General features: G+C 65.4%; 22 protein-coding genes. 12 read left to right on the forward strand and 10 right to left on the reverse strand.

All coding sequences use genetic code 11. From position 1 onward, the window contains the following. The first annotated feature begins 62 nt into the window (after positions 1 to 62). Complete coding sequence (locus G6N59_RS04470; protein WP_407665869.1) at positions 63 to 1,427, forward strand: cytochrome P450; 1,365 nt, start codon at positions 63 to 65, stop codon at positions 1,425 to 1,427. A gap of 20 nt (positions 1,428 to 1,447) precedes the next feature. Further along, positions 1,448 to 2,080: a class I SAM-dependent methyltransferase gene (locus G6N59_RS04475; RefSeq protein WP_138230979.1), complete on the forward strand. Its 633-nt coding sequence runs from the start codon at positions 1,448 to 1,450 to the stop codon at positions 2,078 to 2,080. Positions 2,081 to 2,119: 39 nt separating this feature from the next. On the opposite strand, the gene G6N59_RS04480 is transcribed toward G6N59_RS04475, so the two are convergent. Next, positions 2,120 to 2,677: a PadR family transcriptional regulator gene (locus G6N59_RS04480; protein WP_138230980.1), complete on the reverse strand. Its 558-nt coding sequence runs from the start codon at positions 2,675 to 2,677 to the stop codon at positions 2,120 to 2,122. A gap of 172 nt (positions 2,678 to 2,849) precedes the next feature. On the opposite strand from G6N59_RS04480, the gene G6N59_RS04485 reads away from it, so the two are divergent. Continuing rightward, the gene (locus G6N59_RS04485) at positions 2,850 to 3,848 is read left to right on the forward strand and encodes an NAD(P)H-dependent flavin oxidoreductase (RefSeq protein WP_138230981.1); all 999 of its coding nucleotides are present in this window, start codon (positions 2,850 to 2,852) and stop codon (positions 3,846 to 3,848) included. Between the two features lie 3 nt (positions 3,849 to 3,851). Here the strand turns inward: G6N59_RS04485 and G6N59_RS04490 are convergent, their stop codons facing one another. The 4 genes from G6N59_RS04490 to G6N59_RS04505 all read right to left on the reverse strand — a co-directional run bounded on the left by G6N59_RS04490 (position 3,852) and on the right by G6N59_RS04505 (position 7,757). Next, complete coding sequence (locus G6N59_RS04490) at positions 3,852 to 5,156, reverse strand: amidohydrolase family protein (RefSeq protein ID WP_138230982.1); 1,305 nt, start codon at positions 5,154 to 5,156, stop codon at positions 3,852 to 3,854. After that, a complete protein-coding gene (locus G6N59_RS04495; RefSeq protein ID WP_138230983.1) occupies positions 5,150 to 6,349 on the reverse strand; it encodes a CoA transferase in 1,200 nt (399 codons plus the stop codon). The genes G6N59_RS04490 and G6N59_RS04495 overlap by 7 nt, the downstream gene beginning before the upstream one ends. An 18-nt stretch (positions 6,350 to 6,367) precedes the next feature. Continuing rightward, complete coding sequence (locus tag G6N59_RS04500) at positions 6,368 to 7,249, reverse strand: enoyl-CoA hydratase/isomerase family protein (protein ID WP_179970272.1); 882 nt, start codon at positions 7,247 to 7,249, stop codon at positions 6,368 to 6,370. Positions 7,250 to 7,406: 157 nt separating this feature from the next. Then, positions 7,407 to 7,757 (reverse strand): hypothetical protein, encoded by a 351-nt coding sequence (locus G6N59_RS04505; protein ID WP_138230984.1) that lies wholly within the window; start codon positions 7,755 to 7,757, stop codon positions 7,407 to 7,409. Between the two features lie 173 nt (positions 7,758 to 7,930). Between G6N59_RS04505 and G6N59_RS04510 the strand changes: the two genes are divergently transcribed. Further along, on the forward strand, positions 7,931 to 9,430 hold the full coding sequence (locus G6N59_RS04510; RefSeq protein ID WP_138230985.1) for an SDR family oxidoreductase: 1,500 nt from the start codon (positions 7,931 to 7,933) through the stop codon (positions 9,428 to 9,430). Between the two features lie 10 nt (positions 9,431 to 9,440). Here the strand turns inward: G6N59_RS04510 and G6N59_RS04515 are convergent, their stop codons facing one another. Together G6N59_RS04515 and G6N59_RS04520 are read right to left on the reverse strand one after the other, a co-directional pair. Continuing rightward, entirely contained in the window at positions 9,441 to 9,935 is a 495-nt protein-coding gene (locus G6N59_RS04515; protein WP_138230986.1) for a TspO/MBR family protein, read from the reverse strand. A 60-nt stretch (positions 9,936 to 9,995) separates the two neighbouring features. Next, entirely contained in the window at positions 9,996 to 10,634 is a 639-nt protein-coding gene (locus tag G6N59_RS04520; RefSeq protein WP_138230987.1) for an SOUL family heme-binding protein, read from the reverse strand. A gap of 153 nt (positions 10,635 to 10,787) precedes the next feature. Between G6N59_RS04520 and G6N59_RS04525 the strand changes: the two genes are divergently transcribed. The 6 genes from G6N59_RS04525 (at position 10,788) to G6N59_RS04550 (ending at position 16,602) form a co-directional block, all read left to right on the forward strand. Beyond that, a complete protein-coding gene (locus G6N59_RS04525; protein ID WP_138230988.1) occupies positions 10,788 to 11,231 on the forward strand; it encodes an SRPBCC domain-containing protein in 444 nt (147 codons plus the stop codon). Between the two features lie 210 nt (positions 11,232 to 11,441). Beyond that, complete coding sequence (locus tag G6N59_RS04530; protein WP_138230989.1) at positions 11,442 to 11,732, forward strand: hypothetical protein; 291 nt, start codon at positions 11,442 to 11,444, stop codon at positions 11,730 to 11,732. A 156-nt stretch (positions 11,733 to 11,888) separates the two neighbouring features. Then, complete coding sequence (gene mgtA, locus G6N59_RS04535; protein WP_138230990.1) at positions 11,889 to 14,528, forward strand: magnesium-translocating P-type ATPase; 2,640 nt, start codon at positions 11,889 to 11,891, stop codon at positions 14,526 to 14,528. A gap of 164 nt (positions 14,529 to 14,692) precedes the next feature. Then, a complete protein-coding gene (locus tag G6N59_RS04540; RefSeq protein WP_138230991.1) occupies positions 14,693 to 15,526 on the forward strand; it encodes a lysophospholipid acyltransferase family protein in 834 nt (277 codons plus the stop codon). Beyond that, positions 15,526 to 15,960, forward strand: coding sequence for an SRPBCC family protein (locus G6N59_RS04545; RefSeq protein ID WP_138230992.1), 435 nt, complete (start codon positions 15,526 to 15,528; stop codon positions 15,958 to 15,960). Before G6N59_RS04540 ends, G6N59_RS04545 begins: the two co-directional genes overlap by 1 nt. A gap of 75 nt (positions 15,961 to 16,035) precedes the next feature. After that, positions 16,036 to 16,602 carry a dihydrofolate reductase family protein gene (locus tag G6N59_RS04550; RefSeq protein ID WP_138230993.1) on the forward strand — a complete coding sequence of 189 codons (567 nt, stop codon included), beginning with the start codon at positions 16,036 to 16,038 and terminating at the stop codon, positions 16,600 to 16,602. A gap of 13 nt (positions 16,603 to 16,615) precedes the next feature. Here G6N59_RS04550 and G6N59_RS04555 read toward each other — a convergent pair whose 3' ends face one another. From G6N59_RS04555 to G6N59_RS31015, 3 genes are all read right to left on the reverse strand, one after another. Next, positions 16,616 to 17,365, reverse strand: coding sequence for an LOG family protein (locus tag G6N59_RS04555; protein ID WP_138231026.1), 750 nt, complete (start codon positions 17,363 to 17,365; stop codon positions 16,616 to 16,618). A gap of 39 nt (positions 17,366 to 17,404) precedes the next feature. Beyond that, positions 17,405 to 20,011: a helix-turn-helix transcriptional regulator gene (locus G6N59_RS04560; protein ID WP_138230994.1), complete on the reverse strand. Its 2,607-nt coding sequence runs from the start codon at positions 20,009 to 20,011 to the stop codon at positions 17,405 to 17,407. 106 nt (positions 20,012 to 20,117) lie between these two features. After that, positions 20,118 to 21,524: a glycoside hydrolase family 25 domain-containing protein gene (locus G6N59_RS31015; protein ID WP_234884275.1), complete on the reverse strand. Its 1,407-nt coding sequence runs from the start codon at positions 21,522 to 21,524 to the stop codon at positions 20,118 to 20,120. A gap of 488 nt (positions 21,525 to 22,012) precedes the next feature. On the opposite strand from G6N59_RS31015, the gene G6N59_RS04570 reads away from it, so the two are divergent. Continuing rightward, positions 22,013 to 25,120, forward strand: a complete 3,108-nt coding sequence (locus G6N59_RS04570) for a patatin-like protein (protein WP_138230995.1) — start codon at positions 22,013 to 22,015, stop codon at positions 25,118 to 25,120. A 54-nt stretch (positions 25,121 to 25,174) separates the two neighbouring features. After that, positions 25,175 to 26,200 (forward strand): peptidoglycan-binding domain-containing protein, encoded by a 1,026-nt coding sequence (locus tag G6N59_RS04575; RefSeq protein WP_138230996.1) that lies wholly within the window; start codon positions 25,175 to 25,177, stop codon positions 26,198 to 26,200. The last annotated feature ends 1 nt before the right edge of the window (position 26,201 follow it).

Here is a 26,201-nt window from a genome sequence, read left to right on the forward strand (position 1 = left end):
TGCGTTTGGAGTTGTCGGAGCGGGTCCTTGCATTCCGTCAATCAGGGCAGGATTCTGGTGTGGTGGCTCTAACAATCGACGCTCCCGACGTCGGGACACTCCCGCTCGCGCCGAAGAATCCGCTGCCCTTGCGGCAGTTGCTGACCACGCGGCAATTGCATACCGGACTGGTACTGCTGAGCGAGGTCGGCGGTCCGGTGAGCCGGATCGCCCCCGTACCGAAGTCGGTCGCGCCGCCCGTCGTGCTGGTCACCTCGCCCAGCGGCATCCGCGATGTGTTGGGCCGCGCAGACAACCTCGCCGAACGCTCGACGATCCACGAAGAAGTGCGCAACGTGGTCGGCGACAACCTTTTCGTCCTGCCCAACAGCGCCTGGCCGCCACGGCGACGCGCCCTGCAGCCGGTGTTCACCAAACAGCACGTCGACCGCTTCGGCGGCCATATGACACAGGCCGCGCAGACCAGTGCCGACCGTTGGCGCGACGCCCGCGACGTCGACCTCGACACCGAGTGCCGCCGGCTCGCCATGCGGTCGCTCGGCTACTCCATTCTCGGCCTCGACATCAACGAACACAGCAACACCATCGCCGAGAACATGCACGTGGCCTCGCGCTACACGGCCGACCGCGCCCTGCGACCGATCAAGGCACCGAAGTGGCTGCCCACGCCGGGACGCCGTCGCGCGCGAGCCGCGGTGGCCCGGATGCGCCAGATGACCATGGAGGTCCTGCGGGACTGCCGCGCGAATCCGGACCGCGACGCGCCGCTGGTCAAGGCGCTGCTCGCCGCCGCCGACCCCGAAACCGGCCACAGGCTGTCCGATGACGACATCTGCAACGACCTGCTGATTTTCATGCTGGCCGGCCACGACACGACAGCGACGACACTGACGTACGCCCTGTGGCAGCTCGGGCGCAACCCCGAGATGCAGGACCGGGTGGCCGCCGAGGTCGCCGCCATCGGTGATCGGGAGCTGACGCCCGACGACGTGCCGCGGCTCACGTACACCGCCCAGGTGCTCAACGAGTCGCTGCGACTGTGCCCGCCGGCGGCCGGTGTCGGCCGGACGGCGACGCAGGACATCGTCGTCGACGGCTACCGCGTGGAAGCCGGCAGCATCGTCGCCATCGGGATCAGCGCCGTGCACCGGGACCCGACATTGTGGGACCACCCGCTGGCCTTCAACCCCGACCGGTTCAGCCCGGAGAACTCCAAGGTCCGCGACCGCTGGCAGTTCATCCCGTTCGCCGCGGGCCCGCGCTCGTGCATCGGTGAGCACTTCGCGATGCTGGTGACGACGCTCGCGCTGGCCACCATCGTCCGGTCGAACCGCGTCGAGTCGATGGCGGACGACTTCCCGCTGGAGTCTCCGTACACGACGGTTGCAAAGGGTCCCATCCCGGTTCGGGTCGACGCGCGAGTGTGACTCTGGCGGTGGCTCGAACGATGCTCGACTGGGACCACAACGCGTACTACCAACACCTGCTGCTGCAATACCTGCCGGAACAGTGCCAACGAGTGCTGGACGTCGGCTGCGGCGCCGGCGGGTTTGCGGTCCAGCTCGCCCGACGCAGCGCCTGCGTCGACGCCGTCGACCGCTCGGGACTCATGATCGCCGAAGCGAAGCGACGAACTCCGGCGAACGTGAATTGCATCGAGGCCGACGTCCTGACCGACGCGCTGCCGACAGCCGACTACGACGCGGTCGTGTCCATCAGCACGTTGCACCACATGCCGCTCGAAGCGGCGCTGCCCCGGCTGGCGGCCGCCCTACGGCCCGGCGGTGTCCTGGCGGCGGTAGCGTTGCCCCGCACCGACCTGCGGCGTGAGTGGCCACATGAACTCGCGGCCGCAGTCGCGCATCGAGCGCTCGGTCTCCGGTTCCTGGCAGCCCGTCTCCTGGGGACGAGTGCCGGGTTCGCGAAGACGTCCGACCACGGCGACATGCCTGTCGTGCTGGACCCACCATTGACGACCCGCGAAGTCGCCAACCTGGCAGCGGAGCTTCTACCGGGCGCCCGCGTGCGGCGGCTGCTCTTCTGGCGCTACCTGCTGATCTGGCAGAAGCCCGCCGGGTAGCTGTGGACCCGGCGCACATACTTGCGGAATGCCTGGACCTCAGTGCCCGCCGTCATGGGACGAAGCCAGTCTGTCCAGCACGTCCAGCGCCTCGCGGCACCAGTCGACCCACGCTTGTTCGGTCCGCAGCCCTGCCTTCAACACGAGGTGACGCAGCACGTCGGCGTCGGCGACCGGGGCTGCGAAATCGCGTGCATCGATCTCCCGATAATTGGCCAGGGTCGCTTGATGTGACGCCAGGTGATGGGCGATCACCGCACGCACGGCGCCCGTCTCGCCCAGTGCTGCGGCAGCCCGCACGCGGACCGCGATGGACATGCGTTCCGGCGCCGGATCGTCGATGCCACAAAGCCATTCACTGAGAGCCTGCCGTCCAGCCGGCGTGATACTGAACCGCTTGGGCTGGCCGCGCTCGGGACGATCGGGAGTCGAGGCCTCGGCGAGCCCGGAGTTCTTGAGCTTGTCGAGTTCGCGATAGATCTGCTGGTGGGTCGCCGCCCAGAAGTAACCGAATGCCCGATCAAACCGGCGGGTGAGCTCAATACCGGTCGATGCCCGCTCCGTCAGCGCGGTCAGGATGGCGAATTGCAGCGACATGGCGTGATCGTAGGTCCAGTGCGGTTTCCACCGCCGGAACGCAGCGGGCTTGCGTGGTTCTCCGTGCCAGGTCGTCGCCCGAGCGCTGATTATGCCACTAGTTGCATAATCAGGGTCGCGAAGCTAAAGTCCTGTCCTACCACGGTTTCCGATTCGAAGGGCCATCACCACAATGGGTCTGCCTCCCGTCCTCGCACAGCGCCTGTCCTTGCCGGTGGTCGCATCGCCGATGTTCCTGTGTTCGGGACCTGCATTGGTGAAGGCGGAATGCCAGGCGGGTGTCATCGGATCCTTCCCGGCACTCAATGCCCGACCCTCCAGCCTGCTCAGCGATTGGCTGGATGAGATCGAGGAGTCGAACGCCGCCTACGCACTCGCCAATCCCGACGCCATCGTTGCGCCGTTCGCGGTCAATCAGATCGTGCACCGCTCCAATGACCGCCTCGAACACGACATGAATGTCATCGTCGAGCACAAGGTTCCGATCGTGATCACCTCGCTCGGCGCACGTCCCGAGATCAACGACGCCGTGCATTCCTACGGCGGCATCGTCCTGCACGACATCATCAACAACGAGTTTGCGCACAAGGCCATCGACAAGGGCGCCGACGGCCTCATCGCCGTTGCGGCCGGAGCCGGCGGCCACGCCGGCACCCAGTCTCCCTTCGCGCTGGTCCGCGAGATCCGTGAGTGGTTCGACGGGCCACTGCTATTGTCGGGCGCCATCGCCCACGGCCGGTCCGTGCTTGCGGCGTTGGCTGCCGGCGCCGACTTCGCTTATGTCGGTTCGGCTTTCCTGTCCACCGATGAAGCCAATGCGGTTCCCGAGTACAAGCAGATGATCGTCGACTCCACCGCATCAGAGATCGTCTACAGCAACCTGTTCACCGGTGTGCACGGCAATTATCTACGCGGCAGCATCGTCGCCCAAGGTCTCGATCCGGACAATCTGCCCGAATCCGACGCCTCCGCAATGAATTTCGGTTCCGGCGGCAATACGGACGCCAAAGCCTGGAAGGATATTTGGGGTGCGGGCCAGGGCGTGGGCAGCATCAAGGAACGCCTCACCGTCGCGCAACTCGTACAAACCATGAAGACGCAGTACGTCGAGGCGAGCCAGGACTTGCTGAGCCGGGTACTTTCCGACGACGTGCTTCAGCCGGTGCACTAGCACTCAGCGCTTTTCGTACACCACCGCACCGTCGTACACGGTGGCGGCCACCAACGATGCATCGAGGGTGGCCAGGACATCTCGCGGCGGGGCGGACAATACACACAAGTCTGCCGACATCCCGACCGTAAGCTGCCGTGGCACGTTGGGCTGCTGGGGTGATCCCAGGAACATGCCCAATGCCGTTGCCGCGTCGATGCGTTCACCTGCCCCGAGCACTCGTCCGGTAGGAGTGGTGCGGTGCACCGCGGCGCGCATCGCCGCCCACGGATCGGTGTCCCCGAACGGCATGTCGGTGGACAACGCGACAGGTATCTGTGCGTCGCACAGCGAGGCCACCCGCCACAGCTGGCAGTGTTCGTCTGCCGGCACATCGGTGAAGTACTGGTCTCCCCGCTCGGCGACGAAGTTCGGCTGGGTCACCACCAGGACGCCGAGGGCGTGGAGGTCGGCCAGGCAGTCATCGGGGATGACGGCGCCGTGCTCGATCCGGTCCCCCGGCCGCGTCCCCGCCTGTTGCAACGCACTGATCGCGACGACGAGCTGCATGGCGGTAACACAGTGCAGCGCAACGATTCCACCTTGGCGATGCCTGACGGCGATCCAGTCGGTCAGCGCATCGAGGTCCAGGTCGTCGTCGTGCAGGATGCGTTTGGCCGGGGCCAGCACTTCGACGCGCTGGCGCAGTTCGCCACGTCGACGGGCCTCGGCGAAGTCCATCACATCCTCGACGGTCAGGGCAGGGGTGGCGTCGGTGACGCCGGTGACGCCGAACGATGAAAGCCGTCTGCTGATCTCACCCAGCCCGGCGTCCCGCCGGTGCAAGGAATGCGACCAGCTCGGGTCGGCACTACGGAGCCGGCCGTCGGGATGCTCGGGCAGGCCGACCGCCGCCAGTCCCGCGGAGTTCAGGGTCCACAGCACCCCGCTGCGGTGCTGGACCCGGACCGGGACGTCAGGTGAAACCTGATCGAGCACAGCGCGATCCAGCGCACCGGCGACCGCCTCGTGGTAGCCGACCGCCCGAATCCAGCCGTCCTCGCCGAGCGCGGCGCGCCCCAACACCGATCGCAGGGCGTCACGGCTGCGAACCTCGCCGGGACCAACCCGCACCGACGCCAATGCCGCTGCCGCCGATCGCAAGTGAACGTGATGGTCATGGAGACCTGGGATGACGGCGCCACCAGCCGCGTCCACGACGGTCTCCCCTCGGATTGGTTCGAGCCCGGTGGCAATCGCCTCGATCCGCCGGGCCACGCGGATGTCCACAGTGCGGCCGTCGAGAAGCACGGCTCGTTGAATCAACATGCGGCCGTTGCTCTTTCCCGCACCATGTGCTGCACCGTCGCGTTGTCGGCACCCAACTCACCGGCCTGCGACAGCAGCACCGGCCCGGCCGGTTCCGCTACCGGACCGACACTCTCGGCACTGACAAGCGGTAGTGCCGCATACTCGGCTGCGACCGACGCGAGCGCTACCTCGATGACTTCACCGCCACCGCGGTGCAGCGACTCCCCCACCGCCAGCGCGGCGTGCATGCCCGTCAGCGGATCGGCAATGGCGTCACCACAGAACACCGGCCCGTCACCGGCTGGATCGCTGCCGACGAGGCCACCGGATACCGCAGCATCGTCGCCGAACCCGACCCAGTGCGCGCGCTCCCCGTCGGCGCCATGACCGGTGATCCGCAGCCACACCCGGCCATCCCGGGCCGGGATGTCTGCCGGCCCCACACCCCGATGCACCAGCGCATCCGGACGCGACGACTCGATCACCACATCGGCCGCCGACAGCAATTGCCGCAAGTCGTCCGGCCGGCCGAAATCGGTGGCATAACAGAGCTTCCCGGCATTCATCCAATCAAAGAATCGTCGCTCTCCATGCCGCGTACCGTCCGGCCGCGTCGGGCTCTCCACCTTGACCACTGTGGCGCCGGCCCGGGCCAGCAGCTGCCCACACAACGGCCCCGCCCACATCGACGACAGGTCCACCACCAGCAATCCGGCATTGTCGTGGAACGGATTTCGGCCGCCACACCGACGCACCACGGGCGCTGCCGCAGCGGTCTCCCCCAATACCCCGACCGGCAGGCCGAGCAGACGGGCGCGTTCGGCGACGTCGCCGACCTGGCGACCACCGGCCCACGTGGCGATCGCCGGCCACGGATAGTCGATCGCCACCTCGGATTCGAGCATCGCCGGCACCGCATCGACGTCATCGGGCCGGGCCAGGGTCAGGGCGAACCAGCCGTCCCGAGCGGCGATCAGCCGCGTCGCCCCGCCCGTACTGATCCGGCCCTGCCGGCGTAGCCCTGACAGCGCAGCTCGCCCCGCGAGGAGTTCGGCGGCATCAACCGTGATGCCGAAAAGGCCCGACAACTCGGATCCGACGGCCCGCGCCCGGCTCAACACCGCCGCGCGGCTGACGTCCGGCGGGCCGTCCGGCATGCCGGTCAGCGCGGCCAGCCCGCTGGCCGACCAGTCCTGCGCCATCGCGTCCATGCCTATACCTGTCGCCGATCACGCCGAGACAACATCGACCAGGCCCCAGGTCTGTGCCGTCGCGGCATCGATCGTCGCCCCGGACAGCACCAAATAGGCTGTGCGCCAACGCCCTATCCGCCGCGTGATGCTCACCGTGCCACCCGCACCAGGGATCAGCCCCAACGCCAACTCCGGTAGCCCGAGCGTGGCGTCCGGATGGCAGGTCACGTGCCCGCAGAACGCGGCCATCTCCAACCCGCTGCCGAGCACCTGACCATGCACCACGGCCCGGCACGCCGCGCCCAACCGCCCGGTGATCTCGTCGAGCACCAGAGCCGGGCTGAAGCGCGTGCGGGCCAGGTGCGCCGAGGCCGGGTCGTCGAAGGTCCCGAACTCGGCCAGATCCCCGCCGCTGCAAAAGGACGGCCCATTCCCGGTGAGCACCAGCGCGGTGACCGAGGTATCCAGACGAACCACCTCCAGCGCCTCGAGCAGCGCCGCCCTAGCATCCGTCGAGAACGCGTTGTGACGCTGGGGACGGTTGAACGCCACGTACACGGCGTCACCATCGCGGTGCGCCACCACCGGATCCGGTAGCAGCGGAACAGTTTTCGGGCCGCGTTCGGCCAACCAGCGGGCAAACTCACGGCCGGATTGCAAGGTCGAGTACGCCAGCGATTCGGTGATCACCCCGCTGAACGCCGGCGCTGCCGGATCAACAGCGCGGAGCACGTCGTCACACACCGCCGCGGTCTGCGGCCAGGCCGCGACGCGTTCGGTGATGCGCGCCAGGGCCGCCGCGACGTCGGGCACCTGCACGGTCCTCCGGTCCGCACATGGCCGGTCGACCAGCGAGAAAGTCGCCTCGCGCAACCAGAACTCGGCGTCGGCGCCGGCCGGGTCCCCGACCCCGATCACCAGCCCCCCGGCACCCGGCCCAGCGGAAAGGTCGATGACCCTCAGTCCATCAGGCAACGGATACCAGGCCCTGCGCCTCGAGGTGGGTCACCGGCACGTCCTCGCCTCCTGCGGATGTCGACACCTGGATCATGCCACTCCGCCGGCGGCTTGACGTCTAGTCGAGCTTGGCCCGCACCGTGACCCGTCCCTTGTCATCTCGGGTGGCCACGGCATGCCCGGTACGGTCGGCGCCGCGGAAGTTGAGCAGCGTGATGGGCCCGCCATCGCCGAGGAAGTTGCGCCACCAGCTCTTGGCGTCCGGTGTCATCACCCTGATGATGACCTCCTCACCGGACAGCCGGTAGTTCACGGGAGTCTGAAAGCTGCGCCCCGATTTGCGACCCGTGTACCGGATCTCGACCAGGCTGCGGCCGACGATGCCACCGAGACCGGGAACTGTGGTCAGACCCACCGCGGCCTTGTTGAGGGCGCGGGTGACCGGGTTGTCGAAAAAAGTGCTGGACATGATCGCCAGGCTAGCGCCGGGTGCAGACTTCGGGATGAACACGCGACCATCCGAAGGAGGCATGCCTACGAATCACATGGTAGGAAACGGCGCTTTCGGGAAATGTTGTGACAGCGGGTTCCGCCGCCGAGTGGTTCGCGCAGTCAGCGTGAACCCGTAGCCGAGGAGAGTCTGTGCCAGACGTAAACGAATCCGCACCGTCGTTACGGGTACTGGTCACCGGCGCCACCGGATATATCGGCGGGCGTTTGGTCCCACGCGTCATCGAAGCCGGTCACCGAGTGCGCGTGATGGCGCGCAATCCGGACAAGATCAGTGACGTGCCCTGGGCTACCGACGTGGAGGTGGTGCGCGCTGACCTCACCGATGCGGACACGCTCGCCGAAGCCTGCCGCGACATCGACGTCATCTACTACCTCGTGCACTCGATGGGTAATCAGGGCGAATTCACCGAGGCCGAACGCCGGAGCGCAGAGAATCTCGCTTCGGCGGCGCGCAGCGCCAACGTCAAACGCATCGTCTACCTGAGCGGACTGCACACTGCATCTGATCGGCTGTCGCCCCACCTTCGTTCCCGCAGCCAGGTCGGAGAGATCCTGATCAATTCCGCTGTCCCGACTATCGTGCTGCAGGCCGGCGTCGTCATCGGTTCCGGTTCGGCGTCCTTCGAGATGGTCCGCCACCTGACCAACCGGCTGCCGGTAATGACAACGCCGCGCTGGGTCAACAACCACATACAGCCCATCGCCATCCGCGACGTCCTCTACTACCTGCTGGCCGCCGCGACCGCCGAGCTGCCGCGCTCACGCACCTACGATATCGGCGGTCCCGATGTCCTGCGCTACGGCGAAATGATGCAGATCTACGCCGAAGTCGCTGGACTGGCCAAGCGCAGAATCCTGGTCTTGCCTGTTCTCACCCCCAAACTCGCCGGATTGTGGATAGGGCTGGTAACCCCGGTTCCACCTCAGATCGGCCGTGCGCTGATCGAATCCCTGAGCACCGACGCGGTGGTCGCCGAGCACGATATCGATGCGGTGATCCCGCCCCCGCCAGGCGGCACCACGGGATACCGGGAAGCGGTCAGACTGGCGCTGCGACGCATCAAAGACGGCGAAGTAGAAACCACCTGGGCCAACGCCTCGTCGACCGGCGCACCCGCCGACCCGCTCCCATCCGATCCCAGCTGGACCGGCGACGCCATCTATACCGACGATCGCAGCATCGACTGCGACGCCACCACCACGCAGGTGTGGCAGGTCGTCGAAGGCATCGGCGGCGAACGCGGTTGGTACTCGTTTCCGCTCGCCTGGACAGTTCGCGGCTGGCTGGACGTTCTGACCGGGGGTGTCGGCCTGGCGCGCGGCCGCCGGGACCCGAACACCCTCTATACCGGTGACGCCCTCGACTTCTGGCGGGTCGAGCGCATCGAACGGCCGCACCTGCTGCGGCTGCGCGCCGAGATGCGCACCCCCGGCAAAGCCTGGCTGCAGTGGGATCTCCAAGCCCACGGGGAAACCACCAGACTCCATCAGCGAGCCATTTTCTTTCCCAAAGGCCTTGCCGGACGGCTGTATTGGTACGCCCTGATGCCGTTCCACGGCATCATTTTCACGGGCATGCTCAAGAACATCGCGGCGGAAGCGCAGAAGGAACGGACCCGCACGGCCTAGCGAACTGCCGCTATGTCAGGCTGCGCCGGTTGATCCACCAGATGTGCGTTGACAGTACGGTCGCGAAGGCGCACCAGGCGGGATAGGCGGCCAGCGGCGCCGCCCGCTGTTGGCGTACCGCGACGGCGCGGCGCGCCAGGTCGGCGCTACTGACAGTCAGCGCCGCAGCGGTCAGTGCAGCCGGTCCCAGCCGATGACGGTTGAAGAAGATCCACGACCAGCCGGCATTGAGTCCCAGATTGATCGCCAGCGCGGCGCCGAAACGGCGGGCGGCACGCGTGTCGTCCTTGTCGATCAAACGGTCGAGCGTCTCGGCGGACACGACAGCGATGTCCGCATACAGCAGTGGCCAGACGATGGGGAACGCCTGTCGTGGCGGCTGATAGGTCGGCTTGCGCAAGCGTGCATACCACGGTGAGGCAACAGCAGGGCCCGATGCCGCCCCTCCCACAACGGCAGTGACAAGTACAGCGGCGGATGTGGCGCCAATCGTTTTCAGGTTCATCGTCTGTGGCTCCTGTGTGGTGAGTTGATGAGGTGGTGGATCGGGCGGGCTTGAGAGCGGTCAATTCTCAACGGGAATCGCGACCTCGTTGCGGCGTCGGCACGGAATGGTCCACGGCGGGTCGTAGAACCAGGCCGAAGGGTCGCCGTCCGCGGCGAATCCGTAATCGCGGAGCGTGTCGCGGAGGTGATCGGTGTGCCGGGCGACGCTGTCAGCGCCACGATCACCGGTGAAGCGCAACACCGCAACGGTTTCCGCCGGAACATCCACGAGCTCGACGCGTTCGTCATCAGGTACTGGCAACGACTCCAGCGTCGATCCGGCCGGCATGTAGAACCGGATGACCCAACCCTGATCCTGACTGGCTTGCTGCCCGACCGGCGCCGTCATCGCGATCTTCCGACTGGTGTCAGCGTACTGCTGCTGAGCGACGGGGGCCGTCATCGCGATTCGATCGCTCTGGTGGTTGGCACCGAAAATATAGGCGGCCAATCTGCGGAATCCCGCGCTGCGCGCGTCTTCCTCATCTCCGTCGACCGTGGTTTGAGCCGCAATTCGTCGCCCATACCGGCGAATCTGCACTCCGCCGGCCAACAGCTCCGCGACGTAGGGAGGCTCCTCGACCCCGCTCCGAATCCCTACCGTCGCCGTGACCGGCACCAACAATTGCGTAGTGAACGTTCGCAGCTGATTCAGCACGTCACGCGCCTTCCATTCGACTAGCTCGTCAAATGTGGTTCGGCGCCGAGGCCGCGGCGGATGGCCCGCAGCCCAGAAGTTCACCTGCCCTCTGAGCAGGCGTCGCCGATGAGTGGACAGTTGTCGGCGGGTGTACACCCCCTCCCGTACGGTATGTCTGTGAGTTTCACTATCGACAGGTCAGTAGAGATCGACGCACCGGCCGAGGTGGTCTGGCAGGTGCTCACCGATGGCGCCAGCTACGGCGAGTGGAATCCGTTCGTCACCGAGTGCTCGTCGACGTTCGAACCGGGCAGCCCGATCGATATGAAGGTGGTGCTGATCGGCCCGCCGAAGAAGCAGCGCGAATTCATCAACACCTTCACCCCGGGCGTCGAGTTCAGCTACAACATGAAGCCCGCGCCGCTGGGACTGCTGCGCAGCGAGCGCTCGCACCGGCTGACCCCGTTGCCCGACGGCCGCACCCGGTACGACTCGCACTTCCAGCTTTTCGGTCCGGTGTCACCGATCGTCGCCGGCATCATGGGCCGGGCACTGAAAAAGGGCTTCGGCGGCATGACCGACGGCGTCAAGAAGCGGGCCGAAGCCCTCGGTTAGGCGGGCGTCGCACGGACAGCGGCGCGCGTGCCGGTCAGAAGGCGATCAATATGTCAGTGCCAAGTCGGGCCGGCTGCCGCGGGAGAGCACCGCGTCGAGGTTCACAGCGACGGACCATTGACGGGCTCCTGTGTGACTTTCGGCAGTAGGAGACGAGCGTTGACCCGAATAGCGTTGGGGCGTCTAGAACTACCAATTAGGAAAGTTGATATGACCAACACTGTCGAGAAGACCACCACCGAATCACCGGCAACCGAACTCACTGACGAAATCCGCGAATCAGCGAAGGCCGGACAGCATGATGCGGGCCGGGCCTTGCGCAAGTTCCGGCACACGGTCGACGAGGCCATTCCCGAATCGGTTCAGCCCCTGCGCGAAAAACTGGTCGAGGCCGCTCTGGAACTGGCCGACGATCTGGTCACGGCCCAGTACAAGTTCCACCGCAGCCTGCTCAAGACCGCCGACCGCGCCCTCACCAAGTCGGACGGCGATAATAAGTAGCAGATGAGATGGGCCCGGCGGTCGCGCTGGGCCTATCTTGTCGTTCGTCGACATCTTCTTTGCACCTAGCCGGCCCTCGCCTCATTGGTACGTGCCGAAATAGCAAGCTTCCGACTCTGTGCTACACCAGGATTCGCGATCCCCAGGAGGGCTGCCATGTCGATCGTGCCGAAGGCACCAACCTCGGGCCCTCCCGAGACACTGACTGCCACGCAGGTCGCGGCGGCCCCGGTTGATGAGGTCCTGGGTTGGCTGGACAGTTCCGCGCTGGGGTTGTCCAGCACGGAGGTGTCGACGCGGCTGGCGCGTTACGGTCCGAATGCCGTTCGGACCCATCACGTCAACGCGCTCGCGGTCCTCGGGCGTCAGTTGCGCAACGCGGTGCTGATCTTGTTGGCGGGCACCGCCGTCGTCTCGTATTTCCTCGGGGACAGCCTGCAAGCGATGATCATCGGCATCATCCTGGCCGCCAGTATCGGTCTGGGCTTCATCAACGAGTACCGCGCCGAGCGGGCCGCCGCCGCCCTGCACTCGGGGGTGCGTCACACCGCATTCGCCTGCCGCGACGGAGCTTTCGCCGCGATCGATGTCACCCAACTCGTACCCGGTGACGTGATCCGGTTGTCGTTGGGCGAGGCCGTGCCTGCGGACCTGCGCTTGATCGAGGTGACCGGTCTGGAATGCAACGAGAGCATCCTGACCGGGGAATCGACAGGCTCGGAGAAGTCGCCCCAACCGGTGCCCGCCGATGCCGAGCTGGCCGAATCCACCGATCTGGCGTTCATGGGCACGATTGTCAGCGCCGGCGAAGGGATCGGGGTGGTGTATGCCACCGGCCGAAATGCCGAGTTCGGGCGTATCGCGGCCGGCCTGGGTGAGCGGCAGCCAGAGACCGACTTTCAGGTCGGCCTGCGGAGGTTCTCATATCTGCTGCTGCAAGTCGCGATCGCGCTGACGGTGCTGATCTTGGTCAGCAACCTGCTGCTGCGCAAACCGGTGATCGATTCGGTGCTGTTCTCTCTGGCGATCGCGGTTGGCATCACGCCCCAGTTGTTGCCCGCGGTGGTCAGCGCCAGCCTGGCGACCGGGTCACAACAATTGGCCAAAGCCAAGGTGCTGGTCAAACGCTTGGTGTGTATTGAAGACCTCGGCGACATCGATATTCTGATCACCGACAAGACCGGCACGCTGACCGATGGCCGGATCAGCTTGGTCGACGCGGTCAGCCCCGCCGGTGCGCACAGCGACTCAGTCCTGCGTCTTGGGCTGCTGGCCACCGATGTCGACCCGGCGTCGGTCGGGGTCAGCGCGAACGCGTTGGACGCCGCCCTGTGGGAATCACCGAAGGCGAAGGACCTGGTCGGCACCGGGGTCCAACGTGTCGCGAACGTGCCGTTCGACCACATCCGCCGCGCCACCTCGGTTCTGGTCGACGACAACGGGAAACGCATACTGGTCCTCAAGGGTGCGCCTGAACAAGTGCTGGCCCGATGCCAGATGACCCCGCAGGACACGCAGAGCACCCTGGACGCGTTGTTCGCCGCCGGCCGCCGGGTGGTTGCGGTGGCCGCCAAACCGGCGACCGGGCTGACCACGATCACCGCCGACGACGAGTCCGATCTGATGCTGGCCGGCTTCGTCGTCTTCGCCGACGAACCCAAAGCCGCGGCGCGTCAGTCGCTGACTCAGCTGGCTGCCCTGGGCATCGAGCTGAAGATCGCCACCGGCGACAACCCCCGCGTTGCCGAAAAAGTCTGCACGGACCTGGGTTTGGCGTCCAAGGGCACCATCACCGGTGCACAGCTGGAGGCCCTGGGCGTCGACGAGTTCACCGCCGCGGCGAAGAACAACACCATCTTCGCCCGCATCTCCCCGGAGCAGAAGGCGCAGCTGATCAAGTCGGCGCGGCAAGCCGGGCGATCGGTCGGCTTCCTCGGTGACGGTGTCAACGACGCGCTGGCCTTGCATGCCGCCGACGTGGGGATCTCGGTGGAAAGCGCCACCGACGTCGCCAAGGACGCCGCCGATGTGGTGCTGCTGGAAAAGGACCTCGGCGTGTTGGCCACCGGCGTGGCCGAGGGCCGGCGAATCTTCGCCAACACCATCAAGTACGTGCTGATGGGCACGTCGAGCAATTTCGGCAACATGTTCAGCGCGGCCGCCGCCTCGGCGTTACTCCCATTCCTGCCGATGCTGCCCAGCCAGATCCTGCTGAACAATCTGCTCTACGACAGCTCACAGCTCGCGATCCCCACCGACCGCGTCGACGAGGACCAACTGCAGGCACCGTCACACTGGAACATCGCTTTCATCCGACGGTTCATGTTGATTTTCGGCCCGATCAGTTCGCTCTTCGACTTCCTGACCTTCGGTCTGATGTTGGGCGTGTTGCATGCCGGTGCCACCGAGTTCCGTACCGGCTGGTTCGTGGAATCGCTTGCCACCCAAACGTTGATCATTTTCGCGATCCGGACCCGAAGGGTGCCGTTCTTCCGCAGCCGAGCCAGCGTGCCGTTGACCATCACCAGTCTCACGGTGGTTGCGCTCGGCGTGTTGATCACGATTTCGCCACTGGCGCACCCGCTCGGCTTCACGGCTCTGCCGCTCCAGTTCTTCGGCGCGCTGGTCGGGTTCGTCGTCGTCTACCTGATTCTCGTCGAGTTCACCAAGAAGTGGTTTTATGCCGAGCAGATCCGCGACGCCGGCCAACCGCGACGCACCCGTGGCCGCGAACATCGAATTCAACGCCGTGCCGCGCGGTTCAGTCACGCCGGCGCCATCGCCCGACGCACCTGAACGATCAGAGAGGCCCTCGAGCGAGATGCGGCCCAGGCGGCGGCGAGCCCAGATCAGCAAGATGGGTAATCCGGAACTGAGGTGCGCCCGATTTGAGTGCACTGACCACCTGCCATCCCACACTTTGACACCACTAATCAGCCCACCTATGCGAAGGTGGAGCCATGACGGATGTGGCCGGCATCCTCAAGTGGGCCAGGCAGCAGATCATCGCCCGGGTCCCGAAGGCGGACCTCGACCAGCGTGACCCCGACTACATCCGAGACCAGTTGCCCGGCCTCTGGATGCTGGCCTCCCTGTACTTCCGGGCCGAGGTTCGTGGACTGCAACGCATTCCCGCGCAAGGTCCGGTGCTACTCGTGGGCAACCACAGCGGCGGCAACGTTCCCCCCGACACCTTTGTGTTCACCCTGGCCTTCTGCTCCTACTTCGGTGTCGAGCGGCCCTTCTACCAACTCGTCCACAACCTGGTCGCCATCTACCCGGCGTTGGGCTGGCTTCGCAAGTTCGGCACCGTGGCGGCCAGTCCCGAAAACGCCCGACTGGCCCTTGATTCGGGTGCCGCCGTGTTGGTGTATCCGGGCGGTGACTTCGAGGTATACCGCCCATCGTGGCAGCGACATATCGTCGATCTCGGTGGCCGCCAAGGGTTCGTGCGACTCGCCCGCCAGACCGCCGTGCCGATCGTTCCGGTGGCCAGCGTCGGCGGGCAGGAGACGGCATTGTTCCTTGGACGCGGGAACTGGCTGGCCCACCTGCTGATGCTCGATAGGGTGTTGCGACTCAAAAGCGTGCCGATCTCCCTGGCCCTGCCGTGGGGATTGAACATCACCGACTGGTTAGGCCACATCCCGCTGCCGGCCAAAATCGTCATCGAGGTGCAGGAACCGATCGAGGTCACCGACGACGACCAGACGGTGTACGACAATGTCGTGGCCAGCTTGCAGGCCGGCGTGAACCGGCTGGCCGCCGAACGTCGATTTCCGGTCATCGGCTGATGCGCATCGAACGCCGCATCACCCTCAACGCCGATCGTGACACGGTGTGGAAAGTGCTCGGCGACCCAAACCGCTACCCCTCACTGCTCCCCCACCTGCAACGCTGGGAGACCATCACAGACGGGCCACCGAGAGTCGGATCGCGCTACACCGTGCTATGGACGATCGGCTCGATACCGGTGGGCGGCATCGCCGAGGTGGTGGAGTTCGACAAGGCGCGGGACCTGGCCTGGATCAACATCACCGGCGTGACCCAACGTGGCCGCTTCCGGCTGCGCGATGCCGGGCCCGGACGAACCACTGTCACATTTCGGCTGGCCTACCATTCAGACGGCGGACTGCTCGGCCTCATCGCCGACCGCATCGCAGCCCGCCAAGTCGGTCGCTCACTTTCGGAAAGCCTGAAGAATCTTCGGCACCTTGTGGAGTCCTAAGCGAGCGTCGCCCCGGCTGAAGCCTCGTCCGCTGCCGGACCGATGAATTCGGTCCCGCGGTGCAGTCTCATGTACATGGGCAGACTCATCTATGGCTTCAACGTGTCGGTGGACGGATACATCGCCGACGCACAAGGCAGCATCGACTGGTCCGAACCGAGCGACGAACTGCACCAGTACTGGAACGACTTCGAGCGGGAGACCGCCCTCTCGTTCTACGGCCGGCGGCTCTACGAACTGATGTCCGCGTACTGGCCGACTGCCGACGAAACCCCGGACGCGCCCCCACTCATCGTCGACTTCGCCCACATCTGGCGCGCCATGCCCAAGGTCGTGTTCTCGCACACCCTGGATTCCGTCGACTGGAACTCTCGCCTGGAACGCGGCGACCCGGTCGAGGTGGTGACGAAGCTGAAAGCCGAAACCGATGGCAACCTGGAGGTCGCCGGCGCGACGCTCGCCGCACCGATCGTGCAGGCCGGACTCGTGGACGAGTACCGGATCGTGGTCGCCCCCACCGCCGTGGGCGGCGGCATCCCGTTCTTCCCGGCCCTGCCGTCATGGACCTCGTTGCGACTGTTGGAGAACCGCACCTTCCCGGGTGGGACGGTTCTGTTGCGCTACGAGGCGCAGCGCGGCTGAGCGACCGGGCCGGCTACCGCGCCGACGCGACGATGATCTCGACTGCCTCTGCCACGCTGTCGGTGCAATGGATGAGGTCGAGGTCGGATGCGGAGATCTTTCCCTCGGCCTGGACGGTCTTCCGAATCCAGTCGATGAGACCCGACCAGTAGTCGATGCCCAACAGGATGATCGGAAATGCGGTGACCTTGCGGGTCTGTACGAGGGTCAAGGCTTCGAACAGTTCGTCGAGGGTGCCGAAGCCGCCGGGCAGGCAGACGAAGGCCTTGGCATATTTCACGAACATGGTCTTGCGCACGAAGAAGTAGCGGAAGTTGATTCCGAGATCGACCCAGTGGTTGAGGCGCTGTTCGAACGGGAGCTCGATACCCAGGCCGACCGAGTAGCCGCCGGACTCGCTGGCCCCACGGTTGACCGCCTCCATCGCACCCGGGCCGCCCCCGGTGATCACCGCGTAGCCCGCGTGCACCAGTGCGGTACCCAATTCCTCACCCAACCGGTACTCGGGTGAATGCGGTGTCGTTCGAGCAGAGCCGAAAACCGTAACAGCCTTGGGCATTTCGGCGAGGGCACCGAAACCCTCGACGAACTCGCCCTGGATCCGCAGCACCCGCCAGGGGTCGGTGTGCAGCCATTCGACACCGTCGTGCCGGTCCAGCAGCCGCTGATCGGCGGTCGTGGCGGCACAACGTTCGCGACGAAGCTGCACCGGACCACTTATCTGGAGGTCGCCATCGTCGTCCGCATTGTCGTAGTCGTTCACGTTCACGTCGGCCAGCGTATGGGAAGCCCGTCGCGCGGTTCAGCTGGTCGCAGCCCCGCGGCGAATCAGCCCAGCCAGATCCTCTCGGTCCGAGATGTCGAGCTTGATGCAGGCCCGATACAGGTGCCCCTCCACCGTCCGAACCGACACCGTCAGCCGGTCGGCGATTTCTCGGTTGCTCAGACCGGCGGCGACCAGGTTTGCGATCTCACGTTCGCGCACCGTCAACGGCAACGGGTGTGTCGCCAATTCCAGTGCCGGGGTTCGCGCTCCCCCGCACTGCGCGGCCAACCGGTTCGCTACGGCTGCGGCCTGCGCGCCGCGCCGCCGATCGTCGGCAGCTGCGAAGGCCGCCGATGCCTGCGCCGCCGCGTCGAGCGCGGACAACAACGCACCGAGCTGCTCGAATTGCTCTGCGGCGACGAACAATCCGGCAGCGTCGCGTTCACCGACGGCCCGGGCATGCGCCACGATCACGGTGGCGAGGCGGCCACCGATGCCAGAGGCGACCTCGATCAGCCGGTCCGCGACGCTGTGTTCGCCGAATCGCACTGCGTCATGCAGCGCCAACATGGACACCGCGCGTTGGCCGGAGCTATCGGCCAACCGGGCCGCATCCAGTGCCAGTTCGATAGCGGCGCTTACGTTTCCCTCGGCTGCGGCGAGCCACGATTCGGCAATCCTGAGCTGCGGGCCGAACACCGCGACGTGCCGGCCAGAGCGGACCTTCAGCTCGGCGACCATCTTGGCCCCCGGCTGTACCCGGCCCAACGCGCAATAAGACTGCGCGAGCAGCAGCCTTGCCGGGAAGCTCCACGACGCCGCCGACTCAGCCGTCAGCGCCGCAACCGTCTGCTCCATCCGTGACACGGTCTCAAGGAAATCGCCGCGGGCCAGTCCGATCGTGCCGGCCAGCACATTGGCCATGCCCCACGCCAGATACTGGCCCGACGAGGTGATCTGCATCATGACGGCGGATCGACTACTCGCCGCGTCGAATTCGCCGGCGAGCACCAACGCGCGCACCTCCCCGAATGCGGTGAGATAGCGAAGCAAGCCGTCCACCTTCGCGCCAGCCATGCGGCCGCGGCGAGCCACTACCGCCACCTCGTCGCTGCGTCCCATCAAAGCCAGCGCCAGCGCACCACCGAACGCCGCCCATTGCAACGCGACGGGGTGCGCGATCGGGTCTGCCAACACCCGGTCGGCCATCGCCACGGCCTCCGGCAGACGGTTCTCGAAAGCGAGTGTTGCCGATGCTGCGCCGTCGACGATCAATACCAGCTCGGGGCTCGTGATCCGTTCCCGCAGCAGTGCGAGCACCTCGTCGGCGCCTTCGGCGTCTCCCATCGACCAGTGCAGGTTGGCGATACGCGCCCATCCCCACCGCAGCAGCTCCGGTTCGGACATCTGCTCGGGGTCGAACGAGCTGAGTGTCTCCTCGGCTTCTGTCGCCTTGCCCTGCCACAACAGCGAACGGGCCAGCAATTCCCCGGCCTCAAGACCGCCGCCCCGATTGGCAGCGGCGCGAGCCAGCCGCTCACCCAGTGTCACGTTCGTCAGAGCGATCGCCTCTCGCGCCGCTGTGACGAGCAGGTCGACGTCCGGCACCTCGTCGCTGTCCAGGGTCAGCTCCGCCAGCCGGATCCGGTGCGCCGAGCTACTCAGTGGGCGGTCTCGCATCGCGCGAACCAGCTCGCCCCGCAACCGGCGCGCCGCAGCCATCCCGAGTCGCCGGCGGATCACCTCACCGAACAAGGGGTGGGTGAACCTCACCTCGATGCCACCCGGCTCCTCGCCGACGCGCACCAGGCCACGGCTCTCCGCCTCTTCCACCACGTCCGCACCGACGATCACGGTCAGGGTGTCCAGGTCGAGTGGTTCACAAAAGGTCAACAACCGCAGCGCGTGCAGCACCTGGTCGGGCAACTGGTCGACCCTGGAATCCAACAACGACGCCAGCTCCGAGGTGACTGCAGCCCGGCCCCGCAGCTGCCACACTCCCCGAACCTGCCGCAGAGTGCCCGCCTCGATGGCCCCCTCCACCAGGTGACGGACGAACAGCGCATTCCCGCCCGAGGCCTGCCACATCAGCTCGGCGGACAGACCCTCCACCTGGCCGCCCAATGCCTCCTCGATGAGGCCGACGCATTGCTGTTGGCTGAACGGCATCAGATGCAACCGCTGCAGATACCGGTCCTTCCACAGCGACGTGATCGCGTCGGGAACCGGTGCCCCCGCACGGACCGTGGCCACGATACGCACCGACCCGTCCAATGCCAGCTGGTGCAGGAGAGTCGCCGACAACTGATCCAAAAGATGGGCGTCGTCCACGCCGATCACCGAATGACCTTCGGCCAGAATCGTTTCCCGTGCGGCAGACAGGAATGCCACCGGATCGCGCGACGTGGCGCTGCGCACCAGATGGGCAAACACCCCGAGCGGAATGCCCCGCGCCGACTCCGTCGCCGCAACCCAGTGCGCTCGCACCGGTAGTGACTGGGTCACCAGTCGGGCCAGCGTCGTTTTGCCCACGCCCGCATCACCGACCAAGACGATGCCGCAATCGCCGGATTCCCCGAGTAACGCCGCGCGAATCAACGAGAATTCACTGTCGCGGTGAACGACCGGCCAGTTCTGGGCCACGGCGTATCAGCCTACCGGCCGATTTCCGCAATTGGAGGCATTATGACCGTGGGATATCGGGCTGTCTTTCGGGCCATTGATTAACGTCCGGCCCGCAATATCGACGTCACATCTTGTCGTGCAGATCGGACACCATGTCGAATATCGTCTTGCCGTTGTGGGTTCTGGTGAGCACTCTCGACAGCGTCGTAATCTGGTCCAACACCGAGCGGGTGGTGTTCCGCGTTTCGTCGAGCGGCACGGTGTCCGGGGCCAGCAGGTCCACCTCACGGTAGTCCGCTCCATCGGGGCCGATCAGCGGTGAACCGTCTGTGTTGGTGCCGTTCAGCATATTCAGGATGTCTTGGGGCTGAGCCATGGTAATCACTCCTGTCGTGGCCGTGGCGGCTGCCGGTGCTGCGCCGCCAGCGGTTCCGATGCCGCAGGCTGCGGCAAAATCGTTGGGCGACAAGCCGTCTGCGACGTTCATGTCGCAGTTGCCGAATGGGTTACATCCCATCGGCAGGCCTTGATTGGCGCCGTACGCGCCATCTGTGTACTGGTGAGCGATCTGCCCAGGCAGCAGCGGGTTGGAGCCGTACGACGCAGCAATCACCCGTAATCCTTTGGGCCGCGACACCCACATCGTGTTGAAGTCACCCTGGTTGGCATACCCGATGACACGCGCCGGGTCACCAGCGTATTGGGTCAGGTTGTCGTATAGGGCGTTGATCCAATCGGATCCGTCGCCGGCGGGGTTCCCGCCACTTTCCACGTCCAGCATCAGCACGACCTTGGGGTGCAGTCCCCCATTGGCATCGATCATCTGCCGCACGGTGTTGGCATTGTCCTGCCAATTCGGACGCACGTAGGTGTAAACGATGCCGCATTCCAACCGGCCGGAGTCCAGCGCATTGCGCATCCACGCATAGTTTTGCGCGAACTTGGAATCCTGGTGGGTGCCGTCGCTCACGCGGATGGAAAGAATCTTGTACGGGTAGGAATCGCCTACCGGGACCTGGAATTCGGACACGTCGGCAAAGAAGCTATCCATGTGGCCCTGGGTCGGAGGTGTGCCGTCTTCGACAACCGGACCCGCCACATACCAGTGATCATTCCAGTAGCTGCTGTCGGAAGGGATGGACTTGGGGGTGGTACAGCACCCGTATGAGCCCGACGATTCCATCGCGACCCCGTCGACGACACAGTTCATGTGCGAATGTGGACCGCCGTCACCTTCATGGTGAAGGTTGATCACCACCGGCGCGTCGCCGGGTACTTCGCTCAACGATGCGACATGCACCAGGTCGAATGGTCCGACGTGCTGCTCGCCAACCGGCTGGTATCGATACGACTCGGTGGACAGTCCTTGCCTGCCCCACACCATGTGGTTGCCGTTGAACACCGCTGAGAGCACGTCGGTCACCAGGCCCGAACAGTCACAACCCACGCCGCGATTGTTGGGATCCCAGGTACCGCCGTAGACGTAATCGTCACCGAGCCGATCGAAGAAAATGCGTTTGGCGAACTCCACGTCGCCGCGAGTGACAGTCATCAGTCCCTCCATTGATGAAGTGTTGAGAAATCAAGTGTCACGCCAAATGGGCTGAAAAGCGCCAGTAATCCACTACTCGAATCGCGACCCATCTGGACGCTGGATGTCGTAGCGATACCGCGTTGCTCGAGTAGGTGCGCGAACCCACTGATTCGAGTAGCCGGCTACGCACACACCCGGGCTCTCAGAAGCACAACATCGTTGGGGCGTAGACGGACTGGATCGCGGCTGACTCGGCGACTCAGCCGTCCCGGCCATCACAGAGGCGGGTCATCATGGGCCTGGGAGCGGCGACCATGCTGTCGATGGCCGTATCCAATTCCGGTTCATGAAACCTGAATTCGAGTAGTCGACTACTCGATACAGGTGCATGACGCCGCAATTAGCGTCGAATCCATCAGCAAAGCGGCGCTCTGGATTAATTCGGGGCTTACGAGCATGATTGACGATGGTTGGGGAGGTGCGCGATGGCTTTCCAGGGCCCGTCGGCGGTGTCGGATTCCACCCAGGAACTGCGACTGGCGACCACGATAACCGGCGGTGTCAGCCTCGCGATCTGGATGGCGGGGGTGACGCGGGAGATCAACTTGCTTGCCCAAGCGTCGCAGTGGCGACGAGCGGGCGGAGCGCTCCCCGCCTCCACGCTGAGCACAGCGGCGGAATCGTCTCTCACGCTGTACGCCGAACTGATCGACCTGCTCGACGTCGTTGTCGACGTCGACGTCCTGTCAGGCACCAGTGCCGGCGGTATCAACGCAGCATTCCTTGCGTGGTCACGAATCAAGGGAGCCGACCTTGGCAATCTCCGCGAACTGTGGCTCGACCTGGGGGCCTTGACTGATCTTCTACGCGACCCCACGGACGCCACCACGCCGTCGCTCCTCTACGGCGACGAGCGCATGTTCAAGAACCTCGACGCCCAGATTCCGACATTCACACACGGACCTTTCCCGGTCCTGCCCGACCCCGACGACGGTGATGGTGTGCCGTCCACCACGCTCTACATCACGACGACGCTGCTCAACGGAGAGACCAGTAGGTTCACCGACTCTTTCGGTACTCAAGTTCAGGACGTCGACCGACGCGGTGTCTTCACCTTCACCGAGAAGAACCTCACAGACAGCAGTGCAGCCTCAGCACTGGCATTGGCCGCCCGCAGCAGCGCGTCGTTCCCCGCCGCATTCGAACCATCCTTCATCCCCTTCACCGAAGGAACCGCCAAGACGGGCGACGTGCCCGCCCGGCCGCCGATGGCACCCTTCACCAATTTCACCCGCCCGCACTGGGTCGCCGATGGCGGAATGTTGGACAACCGGCCCATTGATGTTGTGCTGCAACGAATCTTTGACCGTCCCGCCCAGCGGCCGGTCCGCCGGGTGCTGCTGTTCGTCGTGCCATCGTCAGGACCGACCCCGGCCTTGGCCGCCGATCCACAAGACGACCTGGAAAACCCCCTCGGGCTCCTTGACGCACTCCTCAAAGACCTCACCGCGATGACCTCGCAATCGATCTCGGCCGACCTCCGAGCCATCCGCACCCACCAAGACCGCATGCGAGCGCGTGTCAACACACGACTGCGTCTCGCACAGCTCGCCATCAATCTGCCGGCAGAAACCCCGTTGCTGACCCCACAGCTGCTGACGGACTACACAACCCAAGAAGCGACCCGACATGCCCAAACCGTCACCGCCGCCCTGCTCCGTCAGCTCAGCACCTGGCCCCCGGCGAACGGCTCACCGCAGAGCATCCCCGAGAAATGGCAGGCCAACCTACGGATCGGTGGTGACGCCGAAACCCTCTGCCGCAGAGCGATCACCGAAACCATCAAGCGCAGTTGGTCGTCTCCCGGAGCACCGTTACCAACGAACGCGGCCGCCCTCACCCGGTTCGGCCGGCCGGCGTTCGACCTTGCCAAAGCGTGCGCGATCGTCATCATCCGGACGGCCTACCAGCTCGCCACGTCCACAGAGGAAATGACCGCCGTGGCCACCATCGCCAAGCACATATCCGACGCATGCGCACCGCCCGAACCGTTCGACCTGGGCGATCTCGTCAGCGCGGTCTGTTCCGACGCCCGGACCCGGAACGGAACACTAGAAGAGGCCGCCGGGGAACTCGCAAACGCATACCTTCAACACTGGGGAGTAGACAATGATGCCTGGGACAAGCTGGGCACCGCGATTGTCGGCGGTTACCGAACACTGACCGACCTTGCCAACCAGTCACCGGCCACAGGACCAGCAGCGGATGCCGTGCGGGCACCTGACAGTCGGCAACTCGATCAGCTCACGACCTACCTCAAATACCTTGCGCCGGCGAACGATGCGGCAACGGTGGCGACGAAGCTGTTCAACCTCGCCGCCACCCAGCGGGCGATGCTGCCCGCCGAAGCAGACGTGGAGCAATCGCTCGAGCTGATACAGGTCAGCGCCGACACGCGCTGCCAGCTCGCGCCCGATTGTCAGACAGCCGCCCAAAAACTCACCGGCATGCAGTTCCACAACTTCGGCGCCTTCTATAAACGGTCATGGCGAGCCAACGACTGGATGTGGGGTCGACTCGACGGCGCAGGATGGCTGGTTCACGCGCTCCTCGACCCACGGCGAGTGCAGCGGATCGTCCCAACACACGACGCCGAATGGCCGGTTGGCCCGGACCGCAGGGCGCAGTGGTTCGTGCGCAACCTCGAAGCGATTGGGGCACCCGGCATTCCGAGCGCGGGCCCACCGTCTGCCGCGGTGCTCACAGAACTCCAATTCCTGGACCGTCCGGAGATGTCGCTGCCGTCCAGCCTGCCCAACACCTCACTGTGGCTGGCGCAGGCGTGGCAGAAGTGCGTCCTCGATGAGGAATTGGACGCCCTGGCCAACGCCGTGCTCAATCCGCAACCGCCCAAACCTCCGGACTGGAGTCCCACAACAACTCACGACTGGGCGGAGAAAGTACTGGCCAAACCCGCCGGTCCGGCCAAATACGCACTACTGCAGGAGAATCCCGTCGCCGGAGAAACACTCGCCACCGACAAGAGCTCTCCACTCATGTCCCGCACCATCACCAAAACCGTTGCCACCGCGGCTGCGGCGGCCGGCAGTGTCCAACAGCTGCCCGGCGTCCTCAAGCCGCCGCTCAACACCGCCCGGACCATGGCCCTTGGTGCATATCGCGTCGTATGGTCGACCAAAGGCAGTGCGAGACAGGTCATCATCTTCGGCACCGCGCTCCTCATCCTCGGCGCGGCGGCTGCGATCCAGTCCTCCACCGGGCTTGGACTTCTCGGCCTCGCCCTGGGCGGGATCGGGGCGTATCTCATCGCGCTGGGCACCTGGCAACGCTCCAGCAGGCTGCTTCTCGCTCTGCTGTCAATCACCCTCGTCGGCATGATCGCCGCGCTGACCACACCCGCAGTCCGCAACGCGTTGTTCGGTACCCGCGAGCACGACGGTTTCGTCGGCGCCCATGCCTACTGGATCGGCACCCAATGGTGGCACCCTCTGCTCGTCGTCGGCGCAGTCGCGTTGGCCGTCGGCGTGATCGGCGCCGGCATCGGAGTCAACAGGCACAGCCACAAACGCTGAAGAGCGAGGTCTCGACCGGGCGCCGGCGCGACACGACAAGAAGGGAGCACCCCGATGCCTCTACCGTATGGGCCCGGAGCCCACGGAACAGAAATCGAATACTGGCAAGCATGGTTCCAGCGTGTGTACCGCGCGTACGCGCCGGCGAAAGATGGCATGTACGGTGACGGCGCCGCGGTTACTGAAATGCAACGGCGGCTGGGGCTCCCCCAGACCGGCATCTTCGACGAAGCGACCGCGCAGGCCGCCCACTACGCTCCACCACCGCCGGATCTGCGCCCGATCATGTTCACGGTCGAAGGTCACTTGTCGGACATGTTCAGCGGGCCCGTCGCAGACACCGCCACAACCCTTGAGGCCGAAGGCATCTGCCATCATCAGCCGATCGGCTACAACAACGGCGCGCTCCCGTTCGACAATGACAGCGGTGTCAACGAACTTGCCCGCTTGCTCGGCGCCGCCCAGATGGACAACGGCGTACCGTTCCCGGAGGGCACGCCGTGGTCACTCGGCGTTTACTCCCAGGGCGGGATCGTCGGGTCGTACTTCTACTTCCGTTACCTACAGCCCGATCAGCCGCTGGCCTGGCGCGCCCCCGACCTCAAAGGCGTTCTGGCGTATGCCAACCCGTGCCGGCAGACCGATTCGATCGCATCCTGGGCCCGACCATGGGTGACAGCGACCGGTACCCACGGCCTGGACCCGAACCAGCGGTTCGGTCTGCCCGGCTTCCCCGCCAAGCCCGACACTTGGGTGGACGTCTACCGCAAAGGCGACATCTTCGCCGAGAACAGTGACGACCAGGCGAGCGCGGTCAAAGCCGCTGTCTACGAGGCAGTGATGAACGACTGGACCAGCAACCCGTTCTCCCTCGCCGGGCAGATCGCGGTATCGCTCCATGCGCCCTTCAACGAAGTATTCGCCGTGATCGAGGCCATGATCAGCGGCGCCGTGTTCCTGGCCAGCAACCCGAACCCGCACTACGCGCCGTTCGAACTCGAGGGCGGTAAGGACTGGATGCGAGAACGACTCACCACCGGGTCGGTGCCGGCCCCTCAGGTCAAGCCGGTAGTGGCCTGAA

It is taken from the genome of Mycolicibacterium aubagnense (assembly GCF_010730955.1).
Taxonomy (GTDB): domain Bacteria; phylum Actinomycetota; class Actinomycetes; order Mycobacteriales; family Mycobacteriaceae; genus Mycobacterium; species Mycobacterium aubagnense.